12 protein-coding genes and 1 pseudogene are annotated in these 14,918 nt (G+C 37.0%); 11 read left to right on the top strand and 2 right to left on the bottom strand.

Going from position 1 to position 14,918, the window contains the following annotated elements:
• The first annotated feature begins 18 nt into the window (after positions 1 to 18).
• Entirely contained in the window at positions 19 to 3,141 is a 3,123-nt protein-coding gene (locus ACI6MV_RS14370) for an efflux RND transporter permease subunit (RefSeq protein WP_407271005.1), read from the top strand.
• 494 nt (positions 3,142 to 3,635) lie between these two features.
• On the opposite strand, the gene ACI6MV_RS14365 is transcribed toward ACI6MV_RS14370, so the two are convergent.
• Complete coding sequence (locus ACI6MV_RS14365) at positions 3,636 to 4,919, bottom strand: aspartate aminotransferase type Ic (RefSeq protein ID WP_407271004.1); 1,284 nt, start codon at positions 4,917 to 4,919, stop codon at positions 3,636 to 3,638.
• 329 nt (positions 4,920 to 5,248) lie between these two features.
• On the opposite strand from ACI6MV_RS14365, the gene ACI6MV_RS14360 reads away from it, so the two are divergent.
• The 7 genes from ACI6MV_RS14360 (at position 5,249) to ACI6MV_RS14330 (ending at position 11,541) form a co-directional block, all read left to right on the top strand.
• Positions 5,249 to 6,049, top strand: a complete 801-nt coding sequence (locus ACI6MV_RS14360) for a FixH family protein (RefSeq protein ID WP_407271003.1) — start codon at positions 5,249 to 5,251, stop codon at positions 6,047 to 6,049.
• Between the two features lie 296 nt (positions 6,050 to 6,345).
• A complete protein-coding gene (locus ACI6MV_RS14355) occupies positions 6,346 to 7,320 on the top strand; it encodes a YncE family protein (protein WP_407271002.1) in 975 nt (324 codons plus the stop codon).
• Positions 7,313 to 7,987: a response regulator transcription factor gene (locus tag ACI6MV_RS14350; protein ID WP_407271001.1), complete on the top strand. Its 675-nt coding sequence runs from the start codon at positions 7,313 to 7,315 to the stop codon at positions 7,985 to 7,987. The genes ACI6MV_RS14355 and ACI6MV_RS14350 overlap by 8 nt, the downstream gene beginning before the upstream one ends.
• The gene (locus ACI6MV_RS14345; RefSeq protein ID WP_407271000.1) at positions 7,984 to 9,396 is read left to right on the top strand and encodes a sensor histidine kinase; all 1,413 of its coding nucleotides are present in this window, start codon (positions 7,984 to 7,986) and stop codon (positions 9,394 to 9,396) included. The genes ACI6MV_RS14350 and ACI6MV_RS14345 overlap by 4 nt, the downstream gene beginning before the upstream one ends.
• Positions 9,397 to 9,597: 201 nt before the next feature.
• Positions 9,598 to 10,239: a cytochrome c oxidase assembly protein gene (locus ACI6MV_RS14340; RefSeq protein WP_407270999.1), complete on the top strand. Its 642-nt coding sequence runs from the start codon at positions 9,598 to 9,600 to the stop codon at positions 10,237 to 10,239.
• A 617-nt stretch (positions 10,240 to 10,856) separates the two neighbouring features.
• Positions 10,857 to 11,162 (top strand): hypothetical protein, encoded by a 306-nt coding sequence (locus ACI6MV_RS14335; protein WP_407270998.1) that lies wholly within the window; start codon positions 10,857 to 10,859, stop codon positions 11,160 to 11,162.
• A gap of 121 nt (positions 11,163 to 11,283) precedes the next feature.
• On the top strand, positions 11,284 to 11,541 hold the full coding sequence (locus ACI6MV_RS14330; protein WP_407270997.1) for a hypothetical protein: 258 nt from the start codon (positions 11,284 to 11,286) through the stop codon (positions 11,539 to 11,541).
• Between the two features lie 50 nt (positions 11,542 to 11,591).
• On the opposite strand, the gene ACI6MV_RS14325 is transcribed toward ACI6MV_RS14330, so the two are convergent.
• Positions 11,592 to 11,816, bottom strand: a complete 225-nt coding sequence (locus ACI6MV_RS14325; RefSeq protein ID WP_407270996.1) for a hypothetical protein — start codon at positions 11,814 to 11,816, stop codon at positions 11,592 to 11,594.
• Between the two features lie 229 nt (positions 11,817 to 12,045).
• Here ACI6MV_RS14325 and ACI6MV_RS14320 point away from each other — a divergent pair, with 229 nt between their 5' ends.
• From ACI6MV_RS14320 to ACI6MV_RS14310, 3 genes and pseudogenes are all read left to right on the top strand, one after another.
• A complete protein-coding gene (locus ACI6MV_RS14320; protein WP_407271058.1) occupies positions 12,046 to 12,327 on the top strand; it encodes a DUF3892 domain-containing protein in 282 nt (93 codons plus the stop codon).
• A gap of 218 nt (positions 12,328 to 12,545) precedes the next feature.
• On the top strand, positions 12,546 to 14,129 hold the full coding sequence (locus ACI6MV_RS14315; RefSeq protein WP_407270995.1) for a sensor domain-containing diguanylate cyclase: 1,584 nt from the start codon (positions 12,546 to 12,548) through the stop codon (positions 14,127 to 14,129).
• A 249-nt stretch (positions 14,130 to 14,378) separates the two neighbouring features.
• Positions 14,379 to 14,775 (top strand): annotated as a pseudogene (locus ACI6MV_RS14310) (VOC family protein).
• The last annotated feature ends 143 nt before the right edge of the window (positions 14,776 to 14,918 follow it).

Genomic DNA, 14,918 nt, shown 5'->3' with positions numbered 1-14,918 from the left:
AAAGAAGGAGTGTTACATTTGAAGAAGATTATTGATTTTTCATTGAATAACAAATTTGCGATTTGGATTCTTACCATTATGGTAACAGTTGCGGGGCTTTACTCAGGACTAAATATGAAACAAGAAACACTTCCTGATATTACCTTGCCGAATATCTCGGTTTTAACAACTTATCCAGGTGCTGCACCAGATGAGGTAGCGGATGAATTAACCGTACCTATAGAGCAACGGGTGCAAAATATTACCGGAGTGGAACTTGTCACTTCATCTTCTTTAGCAAATGCATCTTCAGTCCAAATCGAATTTAATTTTGATACAGATATGGATGAAGTTGAAAATGAGGTGCAAAGTGCTTTAGCTAATATATCCTTACCAGAAGGAGCAAATGATCCACAAGTTTCTAGGTTAAGTTTAAATGCATTACCAGTTATGGCCCTAAGTATTAGTGATCCAGACCTTTCACTAGAGCAATTAACTACAACTGTAGAAGACAGTGTATTGCCTGTGTTACAAGGAATTGAAGGGCTTGCGGACGCTCAAATTTCTGGCCAACAAGTACAAGAAGTTCGAATGAAGTTTGATGAGGATGCGATGGCACAGTATGGGCTAACGCAAGAAACGGTAAAACAAATCATTCAAGCTTCTAATATTTCTTTTCCACTAGGGTTAACAAACTTTGATGGGGAAGTAAAGAACTTAGTCGTAGATGGTAATGTTGCAACGGTTGAGGATTTAAAACAGATGGAAATACCGATCACACCTCAACAAAATGGACAGGCTCCATCAGGAGAAATGCCATCACAAGAGCAGCCTGCATCTGAAGAGGTACCTACTACAATAGGGATACCGACAGTGCAATTATCTGAAGTTGCTGATATCGAAATTGTAAGTGAATCAGAATCGATTTCAAGAACGAATGGCGAAGAATCGATTGGTATTCAAATTATCAAAGCAGCGGATGCCAATACTGTAGATGTCGTTAATGCAGTGAAAGATGAAATAACAGGTTTTGAAGAGCAATATGGCTTAACAGTTACTTCTACCTTTGACCAAGGTGAACCGATTGAGGAATCCGTTAGTACAATGCTAAACAAAGCATTATTCGGGGCACTGTTTGCGGTATTAATTATCTTGCTGTTCTTAAGAAGTATCAAAACAACATTAATCTCGATTGTATCCATTCCTTTGTCGTTATTGATGGCAATCTTAATTTTGCATCAGATGGATATCACGTTAAACATCATGACATTAGGTGCATTAACGGTTGCAATTGGACGTGTTATTGATGACTCGATTGTCGTTATTGAGAACATCTATAGACGAATGGCCCTTTCTGGTGAAAAGCTTCAAGGAAAAGAGCTAATTCGAGAAGCAACGCGAGAAATGTTTGTACCAATCAGTTCATCGACAATTGTAACGATAGCAGTTTTCTTACCGTTAGGTTTAGTTAGCGGACAAGTAGGAGAAATGTTCTTACCATTCGCTCTAGCAGTGGTGTTTGCTTTATTAGCATCACTAATTGTTGCTGTAACAATTGTACCAATGCTTGCTCACTCGTTATTTAAGAAAAATCTTTATAACAAACAAGTGAACAATAAAGCTCACGAAGAGAAACCAAGTAAATTGGCAAACTTTTATAAGCGTATTTTAGACTGGGTACTTAACCATAAGTTAATCACATTCGGTGGTGCAACAGTTGTATTGGTTGCAAGTCTTTTCTTAGTCCCAGTAATTGGTGTAAGCTTCTTGCCTTCTGATGAACAGAAAATGGTGATGGCAACGTATAGTCCTGAACCAGGTCAAACGATAGAAGATGTGGAAGCTGTTGCGCTAGATGCGGAAACGTTTTTAAGTAATCGTGAAGGTGTCACGACCTATCAATACTCCATAGGTGGCGGAAGTCCGATGTCAATGATGGGCATGGGTGGAGGTAACTCTGCACTATTCTTTGTTGAGTATGATGATGAGTTTGAGAACTTTAGTGAAGAAAGCTCAGCGATTATTGACGTTTTAAATGAAGACACAGCGCGAGGAGAATGGGGAAGTCTAGACTTTACAGGTGCTGGTGGAAGTGGAATAGAGTTATTTGTTTATGGTGATAACTTAGAAGAAATCCAAGGTGCTGTAGATCAAATTCTTCCACTTATGCAAAATAAAGATGAGCTAGATAACGCAGAATCTAGTTTATCTGAAGCATATGATCAATATACACTTGTAGCTAATCAAGAGAAGTTGAGCCAATATGGTTTAACGGCCGCTCAAGTTGGCATGAACTTAAGTAGTACAGGTGAAGCGCCCGTGCTCACTACGGTGAAGCATGAGGGAGAAGACATTCAAGTCTATATTGAAGTAGAAGAAAAATCATACGAGAGTATTGATGATATTAAATCATTGGAAATCCAAACACCTTTAGGAACTACAATAACGATTGAAGATGTGATGGACGTTGAAGAAGGCAAATCACCGGATACAATATCACGTAGAGATGGACGAATGTACGCATCTATTTCTGCCGATGTTTTATCGAATGATGTGGCAGCTATATCAACAGACATTGAGCAGGAGATTACCGATCTAGATCTTGCTGGCACTTCAGTCGAATTTGGTGGAGTAACAGAACAAATTACCGAGTCATTCACACAGCTAGGCCTTGCAATGTTAGCTGCAATTGCGATTGTTTACTTTGTACTTGTAGTTACATTTGGCGGAGCATTGGCACCATTTTCGATTTTATTCTCCTTACCATTTACAATCATTGGAGGACTAGTAGCACTATGGATTGCCAACGAACCATTAAGTGTTTCAGCCATGATTGGGGCATTGATGCTAATCGGAATTGTTGTAACAAACGCTATTGTTTTAATTGATCGTGTCATTCATATGGAAAAAGAAGGAATGTCCACGAGAGAAGCACTGTTAGAAGCTGGAGCAACACGTCTCCGTCCGATATTAATGACAGCATTGGCGACAATTGGTGCATTAATACCGTTAGCGATTGGTGCAGAAGGTGGCGGACTTATTTCGAAAGGATTAGGTGTAACAGTTATTGGTGGCTTAACTAGCTCAACGTTGTTAACCCTAGTAATTGTTCCTATCGTATATGAAGTTTCTGCTAAAATTAACAACCGTAAAAAGTCATAGTAATATAGAAAAAATAGAATCTCCATAAGGGGATTCTATTTTTTTTATTCCAAATGTATGAGAATGTTTTGAGACCGAAAATTGATGCTTTTCTTGTGTACTGTTCTTTTGATTAGACCAGAAGTAGTTATTACATGTGTTTCAAAATTACTTGGTCAAACGTTAGGGCTTTATACGATTGAAACAAGCAGACACGGGTAGCAATTTGTGAACGAGCGTGAACTATTATTCAAAGACTGAAATTTTAAAAAGAGGTTAACACTCCTTAGAAATAGGATGTTAACCTCTTTTTTTACCAGATAAGAAAGTCTAGATCCGAGCACCAGAAACTGTGTGACTTAACGAAGGGCATTACGATAATTCATCATGGAAAGTTGACTAAAATCGGACTTGTCGTCCAACTTCGACATACCCCCTATGCGGGTGCCATGATTCCTTTATCTCAATCGATTAGCTTCAGTCGCTAAGTTTCTAAACTGGCCCCCGAGCTTTTCTTACTTTTGTAGCAATTTTTTCACACTAGCTAGCTTTACACACAAGCATAATACGTGAATGGCTGTTTCTAGCTCAGCCAAGGTTGGGAACGTTGGTGCAATCCGAATGTTTCGATCTTTTGGATCTTTTCCATAAGGGAATGTAGCACCGGCTGGCGTTAACTTAACGCCAACTTCTGAAGCAAGGGCAACCACTTCGTTTGCACACCCATCTAATGTATTTAAGCTGATGAAATAGCCGCCATTAGGTTCCTTCCAAGAAGCGATTTGCAATTCACCTAACTCGGACTCAAGTACATGAAGTACTTTATCAAATTTTGGCTTTATAATTTCCGCATGCTTTTTCATGTGATTCTCTAGGTTTTCAGCATTCTCGAAAAATCGAATATGTCTGAGTTGGTTAATTTTATCAGGTCCTATTGTTTGGACAGCGAGCTGTTTTTTGATAGCAGTAATATTTTCTTCACTAGCAGCCATCGCAGCTACGCCTGAACCAGGATAGGTTACTTTTGATGTCGAAGCGAATATGAATACACGATTCGGATTTTTAGCTTGTTTACACGCTGTTAGAATATTTTTTAGTTGATCTGGTTCGTCTGTTAGATGGTGGATTGTATAGGCATCATCCCAGAAAATTCTAAAATCAGTTGCTTTTGTTTCCATACGAGCAAGGCGGTCAACCACTTCATCACTATATGTAGTGCCTTCAGGGTTACTGTATTTTGGTACGCACCAAATCCCTTTAATCGAGGCATCTTCTTTAACGAGTTCCTCTACCGCATCCATGTCTGGACCATCCTCGAGCATGTCAACGGTGATCATCTCGATATTTAATGATTCACAAATGCTAAAGTGACGGTCATATCCAGGACTTGGGCAGAGAAACTTAATCTTAGGTGCCTTTATCCATGCTGTGTTACTATCTACTACACCATGTAATAACGCTCGTGCAACGGTATCATGCATAATCGTTAAACTAGAGTTACCGCCAATAATTACTTCGTTAGGACTTACTTTAAGGATGTCGGCAAACAATGCTTTCATTTCGTTCAGGCCATCAACACCACCGTAGTTCCTAATATCAATGCCTTCTTCAACTTCTAGTGAATCTGTAGATTTTACAATATCAAGTAAACCATCAGACAAATCTAGTTGATCTGGACCCGGTTTTCCACGAGACATATCTAGGGAAAGGTTTTCAAGCTTTACCGCTTTGTAATCTGTCTCTAATTTTGCAAGCAGTTGTTCTAATGCTGGATGATCTAATTTTTTTAAGTTAGTCAAAATTAATCTCCTCCCTGAAATAACACCTTTTAGTACATTTGTAATACGTTAAAGATTATGTGAGAATATGAGGGATTGTTATAAGCCTCAAACGATCAAGCGTACTATTTTATTTTAAATCTAATCTAGATTAATATTTTACCACAATTACTTATTTTCTTCAGTTTGAATATATCGATAATTATAAATTTTACAGAACAATACTAGAGATAAGCAATTATCGTATTGTCTAACGACAAATAAAGCTAACTGTAATATGGGCTAAGTTCACAATGATTTCACAATTATGGTTTAATATAAAAATGGTCTATAAAGTGGAGGGAATAAAGATGAAATTAAAACGATTAGCATGGTTTATTAGCATAGCATTAATTACTTTTGTTGCGGCATGTGGTAATAATCAGAATTCTGAAGAGGAAAATCAAGAAATACCAGAAATTGTAGAAGTAGATATTCAAGTTGACCCTGAACACCCGGAACTTAACGAAGAAGTAACGATATCTGCGTTGGTTACTCAAGGAGATGAAAATGTAGATGATGCACAAGAAGTAATGTTTGAGGTTTGGAAGGATGGTCAAGAGGACCATGAGATGATAGAGGCAAGTCATGACGAAAATGGAGTATATGCTATTTCTAAAAGCTTTGATGAAGCCGGTAATTATACCGTTATCTCTCATGTGACTGCTCGTGATATGCATACAATGCCCAATATAGACTTTACTGTTGGCGATATAAGTGAGGAAAAAGAACAAGAAGACGCTCATGAGCACGATGACGCATCAGAACATGAATCAGAAACAGAAGAAAGTACACATGATCACAACGCTGAATCACACGACTCAACAGATTTAGCTATCCATTTCATGAATTCCGAAACGATAACTGCGGGTCAAGAGACATCGCTAATGGTACATCTACAAGATGATGCTCCTTTTTCCGGTGCTTCTGTTAGATTTGAAGTGTGGAGAGATTCAGATGATGTACATCAATACTTAGATGCAACGGAAGAAAACGCAGGTGAATACACAGCAATCACAACTTTTCAGGACGCAGGAGAGTATAATGTAGTCGTACATGTAAAAAAGGACGAACTGCATACACACCAAGAGAATACTGTGCAAGTCGAATAAATATCGCGCCTGATTTTAAATCAGGCGTTTTTGATATAATAAGAAAGCATAAAAATTGTCTAGTTACGGGCGCCAGAAACGTAGCGATGTCACGAATCGCCTTACGATAAGTCATCATGTATTCAGGTTTGATGGAGGTCGACTAAAAGCAGATTTATGGTCCAACGTCGATACACCCCCTATGGGGGGGGCGTGATTCCTTTATCTTAGTCGCTTCGTTTTGGTCGCTACGTTTCTCGGGCGGCACTCTTTACTTTTCTTATTTTATAATCTTTTAGAAGGGAGGAATCTGTCCCGTGAAAAATTACTATGTAATACTTGTTGCTTTCTTACTATGCTTAGTTGCTTGTAGCTCGGAGAAAATAGTGGTCCCAACAGACATGGATAAATCTATTATCATTTCACATATAAAAGATTCCGTTATCTCATTTGTCGATCTTAATAACAATACGGTTTCGACGAGTGAATTGGATTATCAAATAACTGCGATGCAAAAAATTGATGAAAACACTATCATTTTTTCTAGCCAGAATGAAGATGGTTTGTTTAACCTAAATTTACTTAATGGAAAAATAGATAAGGTAGTAAAAACAAGTATGGAATTTAATAACTTACTTTATAATGAAGCAGAAAACCTTTTGTTTTTCTCCGATAGTGAAACAGACCAAATTGGATATATGGATGGAACAAGCAATAAAATACAAACGCGCGTATCTGTAGGTGATGGACCTACATCTATGGTATATAATTCTAATAAGCATCAATTATATGTGATGAACACAGAGGCTGCTTCCATATCTGTGGTGGATGTAAATAACAACGAGGAAGTGTTACAATTTCCGATCGTAGAACGTCCAAATGGGATCTTTTATGATGGGGAAAATGTTTGGATTGGTGGGCACGGAGCATACGGTTCGCTGAATGATCAAGTGTACATATATGACCCAGAAACGGGTGAGCAGATCGACCGAATCGAAGTGGGCCTGATGCCAGTTGGTTTTTATGGTGATCAATACGACCAATATGTTTATGTTGTTTGTCATGGGGAGAATATGGTTTATCAAGTGGATATTCAAACACGAGCAGTTATTCAAGCGATGGAGGTTGCTGCAAATCCATATCACATCACGGGGAATCGACAAAATATTTATGTGACTAGTATTGACGGTAACGCGCTATCGGTTATAGATCGCTCCAATTTTCAATTATCGGAACAGCTACAGTTAGCAGAAGGACCTTATATGATGATTTTAGGTGAAGAGCATGACTAAATATAAAATTTTAATTGCTGATGATGAGGAGCAAATGGTGGCTCTAGTAGGCTCCTATTTGGATAAGGAAGGATATCAAACGGTAGTTGCCTATGACGGTACTGAGGCATTATCTTATTGGCAGAGGCAACCATTTGATTTGCTTATATTAGATATTATGATGCCAAAGTTAGATGGCTTTTCAGTTTGTAAAACAGTGCGGGAATCATCGAACGTACCGATTATTATGCTAACCGCTAAGAGCGAGGAGTTAGACCGTGTCCATGGACTCAAAATTGGTGCAGATGACTATATTGTAAAACCATTTAGTCCAAAAGAATTAATTGCTCGCGTGGAAGCGTTATTAAGACGGTCTAATAATTTTAGACTACCTCAACAACTGTTGACAGTCGATAACATGGTTATTGATCTCGAAGGACATAAAGTGGAAGTAGAGGGCCAGACCTTGAATTTAACAAGAAAAGAATTTAGCTTATTGCAGTTCTTCATAAATCATCAAGGGCAGGTCTTTTCAAGGGATCAATTACTGGATAAAATATGGGGATTTGACAGTACTGGAACTCCAAGAACAGTAGATACGCATATTAAAACCCTTCGAATTAAAATGGGTTCAGCAGGGGCCTATATTAAAACAGTTTGGGGAGTTGGGTACAAATTCGAGATTTGAGACGGAATGCGAACTATGGGCTAAAGTATAAAATTTGGACAACGATCATCGTTGTTTCTCTTATAATGATAACGATTGGAACAGGATTAACTTATTACTTATATGAGAAGTTTTATGTTGAAAAACAAAAATCCTCCCTAGTCATGCAAGGAGAAGCATTAAAATCATTTTACACATCGACTGCAGATCATCATGCATTTCTAGAAAAAATTGCATGGACTGATGAAACCTCGGATGCTACAGTTATCTTCACCGATGATCCGATGTTATTAAGCGCGGGGATCCCATTTGAGGGATTTGCGGATACAAATTTAATTACCTTCGAGGAAAGACAGCGGTTGTTAAATGGGGAACAAGTTATTCTTATAAGAAAACACCCACGATTTAATCAGGAAATACTAGCAGTAACGATTCCATTACTTGAGGAGAGGCAATTAAAAGCAGTCATTTTTCTTTATATGCCACTTGCTGACATATATGAACCCTTTCAGTCTATTCGCGATGTACTAGTCGTTACACTAGTAATCGTGTTCATTCTAATTATGGTCATAGGTCTTCAAATGATTAATCACATCATTAAACCGTTAAAGAAGATGGAGGATATAGCTGGGAAAATGTCTCAGGGTGACTTCTCAAGGCGGATAAAGATAATGAAAGCAGATGAGATTGGTAATTTAGCTCATTCATTTAATGTGCTTGCTGCTTCATTGGAGGAAGTCGACAAAAAACGTAGAGAGTTTCTACAAAACGTATCGCATGAATTAAGAACACCATTAAGTTATATCAAGGGATATACCGAAGCAATCAATGACGGACTAGTAAGCAAGGAAGATACCGACAAATATATAACCATTATTCAAAATGAAGTAGAGCGACTTACTCGAATAGTGAATGATCTCCTTGATTTGGCACAATTGGAGGATGATTCGTATCCAATCCGACGGGAACCATTGCCTTTTGCACAATTGATTCTAGACGTTGTGGAACGATTCCAATTCTTAGCCAACCAAAAGAATATTGAGATTATCTTAGATGTAGACGAGGACATTATTGTGAATGGTGATGCAGACAGATTAGAGCAAGTGGTAAGTAATGTTATAGACAATGCTTTGCGATATACATCTGCAGGAGAAGAATTGAAGCTATGCTTAGAACAAGAAGGATTATATGCAAAACTTTTTATAAAGGACACAGGGCCAGGGATTCCTGAAGAAGCATTACCTTATGTGTTCGAGCGCTTTTATCGTGTTAACAAGTCAAGAACTAGAAAGGAAGGCGGCACAGGTATCGGGCTTTCGATTGTCTATCAGATCGTTAAAAGACATGATGGCGATTTGAGGATAGAATCGGTTAATAATAACGGAACTACCGTAACTATAATGCTCCCTTTGTATGATATTGATATCTAATGAAGAAGATGTGGAATTACGCATGTTCTTTATTAGGTTCGTTATAATTAGCTTGTATCGATACATATAATATGGGTGTTATGATTAAAGGCTATATAAAGGTAGGTGAACGATTTGCATCAAAGAATCAACATAATGCGAAGGTTATGGTTCAAACCTGTGCAACTTTTTCTGCTAATTTATTATTCTCTTCATTTTAATATGAGGAAAACAATTGTTTTCCTCACAGGCATTCTACTTTTCATAACTGAACTTTCTTTCCCACTTAGTAAAATAAACCCCTTATCCTACAGTTTACATATGCTAGAAATATGCCTATTATATTTTGTAATTCCACCAATGCTTTTACATGGATTTTCAAATATTAGATGGAATTTATCCGATTTTGCTCGAAGCATTGCCGATCTAAGCCTCTTCATATCATTAGCGGGTTTTGCACTTTTAATAACATTAGAACACATGAGTTTCGGAATTGAACTGTTTCAACAAATTGGTATTAGTTCTTCCGTGTTAAAGTGGATTCTGTTTCTATTAGCAATTGACATTTGGCGACCATTTTGTCTTAAAGTGGGATGGAGCAAAAACAAAATGAGTCGGTTTTCACTTGTAAATTTATTAATTCTTATGCCTGCCTGTTTGATCTTATTAATAGATTCAATTTTTTCTCCTGTGGACAGCATGGTTTCAACATATACGATGGCATTTTGTTTCCCGATAGGAATGACAATAGATGATATACAAAGTACGTTGTTACCGGCACGTTTAAATCAAGGATTAGCAGCATTTATGATGATTGGGTTCCATAAAGGTAGTTTATGGGTAGTAGGGAAGCTTGAATCATAAGAAAAAATTTCTTGTCGTCTAGGAAATTATAAAAATAAACAGTTGTGGATATCTTGCTGAGTTATTTAGCCACGGCCAGCTCCGAGCGCCAGCGACTAGCGAGACTTCCCTCACCTCCGTACGATAAGTCAACATCGATTCACTTCGTTCACCGTGTTTCCTTTATCTCCTCGAAAATATAGAGCAATTTTCTTCGTGCGAGGTAAAGCTTCGAAGCATACTCTGGTCCTACGGTTCAGTCCAGTCCGTACGTCGCTAACCGGCGCTCTGCGCTTTTGTTCACCAGAGGCAGAAACATTTCAATCATATGAAGATCGCGGAGAACACCGTTAAAAACAATGTTGCAATTACTGCTGTTGCATCTCGAATGGGGGAGAAGGCAAGAATTTCTCTTAACCAAACCAGGAGTAATTGTTCGCGGCCCATGGGAATTCGAATTACCTACAGAAGCTTATTTCTAAAATGAATAGATGGAGAAAAAGCAGTATTTCACGCTTAAGCGGATGCTGCCTTTTTCCTATTTAAGGAAAAATGAAACCATTCTTGAATGTGAATCGTAGAATAGATATTAGCCTACATATAAAAAGGGGATGATTCTGATTCGAACGTTTATTAGTATGTTAATCACAATTGCAATTCTTTTGTTAATCAATTTCGGTGTTGCATGGATATTTGAAATGAAATTTTTTGATATCGCTGTTTTTGTTGGTATATTCGTTGCCGTGGTAATACGATTTTTCAACTCATCAGGAGGTTATACTAGTCGGAGCATGGATCTTCAAATTCAGTCCAGCACTGGTATTAAGCAAGATACAACGAGTGAGCGGAAATTTAGCCCATCTATTTCTTTTTATACCGCTGTGGGTTATTCAGTAGTAGCACTAATCGGAACACTAATTTATTACAGAGAATATTTTTTATAGGATTGGAGACCTGACTGCAAGTGAGTCAGGTCTTTTTATCTGGAAAGCACTATCAAAGTGTAATAACTAGGATAAATGGGAAAAGTAATCTACAACAGATTTGAAAAAGGAGGTAAAGTCTGTGTCAGTTTATAAGAAGGATCAAATCAACAAAGAAGCAAAAAATGCAAATCTTAAGTTAAATGAGAAATTTTATAAAGGAGAAGTTGAAGTGAATGAAAACAGTACCAGTGGAAGAAATAAAACTGCAGAAGCCAACATGAAGCTTAATGAAAAGTTCTACTCAGAAGAGCAACCTAATGAATCCACACCGACTGCTTATTTAAACAATAATATGGCAGCAGTGGATGTTACTGGGAATAAAGAAGAAAACCGATAAAAAAATAGCAAAAGGGCAAATGTAGTGTTGCCCTTTTGCTAAAAGTAACTTTAATTGACTTTCTTTGTTCCCATTTCGTACCAGTTATTATTTTCACGACTTGTATATTCTACTTCCCGACCACATGACTGACAAGTAATTTTACCCAGTCCGGATGCTTGATATTTGGTGAAATAATCTTCTCTATGGTCACTACTTATATAGTTGTGTGTTACATCATGAAGCAACACTAGCATATGGTCATAGCACTGAAAACATTGGTTCATTCTTCGCATGAATATACCTCATTTCTTAATCGTACTATTAAAGCATATTCGCAATATTACAGAGATATTACAATATAACGTGAAAAGTATTACAAAATTTAACGGATTGCCCAGTTGTAATAACCTAAGACAAACTACATACGCTATCTGTTGTCTTTACACATAAATTCAAAAAGATACAACCATACTAATTCTAGCCATGGAGGTGATTCGTATTAATAATCAAGATTTTGAAAAGATATTCTCTGAGTATAAAAAACAAGCAGCAGATGAGGAAAAAATTGCACATCAAGATCAAGGAAAAGAGAAAATAGTTGCTGTTCGCAAAAATGATGATGGGGATCTAATTGCATTTAAAACTGATAGCGGAAGAGAATTAGACTATATTTCCGCATTAGATGAGGCAAAAACAGGTGAATTAGGGAATGTTGATGTTTTTCATAAGTATGGTAGGGATATTATCCGTAGTGAGCCAGATGGTATAAGTGAAAATAATTTAGATAATTTGCCTTCTTTCTAGTCAATTTATTTATAACGTAAATAAACCATAAACAATGGAAGTTAGTGCATCTGTGATTGTATTAACTTCTACTTTTTTTCAACTACATATCAATCTTTACTCCCCGTCTCTACTTTATATCTATAAGATGAATGTATGAATTTTTAAAAAAGTAGTGTATAATACAACATGTTTTGGAGTTAATTTATATAAATTGCATGATTTGGGAGTTATTCACAATGAAGAACTTTTTTTACAAAAGAAAATTTAAATTAACACCATTATTAACTGGCCTTGTGTCACTTTGTGTCATTTTTACATTTATAGTCTTGCTATTCTCCTCTTATCAATCTGAGAAAGAAACATTAACAAATACTTATCTTTCCTCGAATTTTTCTAAATCAAATAAAATTAGCAGCACTGTAGATTCCATATTTAGAGCAATGCGGTTAAGTTTAATAGATACGAAAGAATTTCTTGCTAACCATGAAGAGATGACGGATGATGAAATTCAAGAGCAATTGGAAATCTTGCGAAAAAGTAGCAGATATTTTAATTCATTGTCTTGGATTGATGAAACAGGAATTGTTCGTAATATTGCCCCGATTAGCGTAGGTCTAAAAGGTGATGATGCTACCGGGATTACCAAGGAAGTGCTCGAGTCTAAAAAACAAACATTAACATCACCCTATGTTGCACAATCAGGTCGGTTGATTGTGCTGATGAGCGAACCGTTATATGATAAGCAGGGAACTTATAAAGGTATGATTGCAGGTTCCATTTACTTACAAGAACAAAATGTACTTAATCAGATACTTGGGAATGACATTGTTGAAGAAAATGGATCATATTATTATGTTGTTGGTCCAAGCGGATCGTTGTTATTTCACCCTGACCGTAACAGAATAGGAGAAGATGTAACAAGTAATCCAATTGTTCAAAAAATATTAAAAGGTATAAGTGGAAAAGAACGCGTTACGAATACGCAAGGGATATCAATGCTTGCCGCTTACAGTGCTGTACTAGAGACGGGATGGGGAGTCGTTCAACAAACCCCGGTCTCTTATGTTAATGAAGTACTTTTAACTCATATTAAAAGACTTATCATATACATGCTTCCACCATTTTTTATAATTCTGTTTATCGCTATTATATTTGCGAGAAAGCTTGCACAGCCTTTTATTGAATTAGCGAATGTTTTTGATAACCTAGTGGCCGGAAAATCAGTATCTATTCCTGAAAATAAAGCGCATTGGAACAGAGAAGCGGATATTTTAACGAAGAGTGTTTCGCTAGCGATTGAGGAAGTAAAGAGAAATAATAATAAATTAACGGATGCAGCAATGACAGACCCACTTACAGGTATTCCTAATCGGAGAAAGCTTAATGAAGTGATGGAAAGATGGTCTATGGATGGCCAATTATTTACGTTAGTTGCTATCGATGCAGATCACTTTAAACTTATAAATGATACGTATGGTCACCAAGCTGGTGATGACGTTTTAAAATTTCTTGTTCAATCGATTCAATCTGATATACGGAGAACGGATTCACTTTTCAGGTATGGTGGGGAAGAGTTCGTTCTACTTCTACAGAATACAACGGCTAATGATGCATACAAAATTGCTGAAGATTTACGAACTTCGATTGCCGACAAGGATAGCCCAGTTGGTAGACCGATTACGATTTCTCTTGGTATTTCTGTCTTTCCAATCCATACTAATTCTATAGAGGAATTATTTAGGTTGGCCGATAAGGCATTATATCAATCAAAATTAGAGGGTAGAAACAAGACGACAGTTTGGTCGAAGGACCAGGATTAAGCAACAGAAAGAGCGTCATATAAGTGACGCTCTTTCTGTTACTTCCACCAATAATACGGTGGTCTGGGTGGGTGTTTTGGCTATATCCTATCCAGTCTAAAAAATAGGCAGTTATGTATAATTACTTTATATAGCCAGCTAAAAATCAGTATTATGAAATAAACTAATGTTAATCGAGATTTGATAACATCCGAGCTTATTTATCCAATTATGAGTAGTTTTAGAAATGAAGAAAGGGGATAAATCGTTATGCGCAATAAACTATTAAGAGTTGGAACCAGCTATATTCCGGTCACAAATGTACAATTATCTGCTGACTGGTACAAAGAAAAGTTAAATGCCATTTTAAATTATCAGGATGAAGATAAAGCAATAATTGATATGGCCAATCAAAGTTTTTTCTTAATAAAATCTGATCCTGGTCAATCGTCAAACTTCTACGATATATATGGGAAAGAATGTTTTTCAATCACATTTGAAGTGGATGGATTAGATGCAATACACTCGCTTACATAAAGATTTGATCGCAAGTGAAGTCAAGGTTGATGCGATTGAAAACAGAGGACATGCTGGGAGGAATTTTGTTTTTTATGATCCTGACGAGAATAAGTTTGACGTATGGAGTGAATTAAGTCCGCAATTTTAACATTTAATAAAATCATAGAACGTGCAGGCGGTGTTTGCTATTAGAGTCAGAGGTGGGGTTGTATTAATCAAAGATCGTGAAGTAGCATTAATTAAGAGAGTAAGACAACCCCCTGTGTTAGCATGGTTGTCATAAGGTTCCAT

The organism is Radiobacillus sp. PE A8.2, from assembly GCF_045635475.1.
Lineage (GTDB): Bacteria > Bacillota > Bacilli > Bacillales > Amphibacillaceae > JBJGXI01.
Note: the sequence above shows the minus strand (reverse complement) of the source record. Positions and strands in the feature narration are given on the sequence as shown.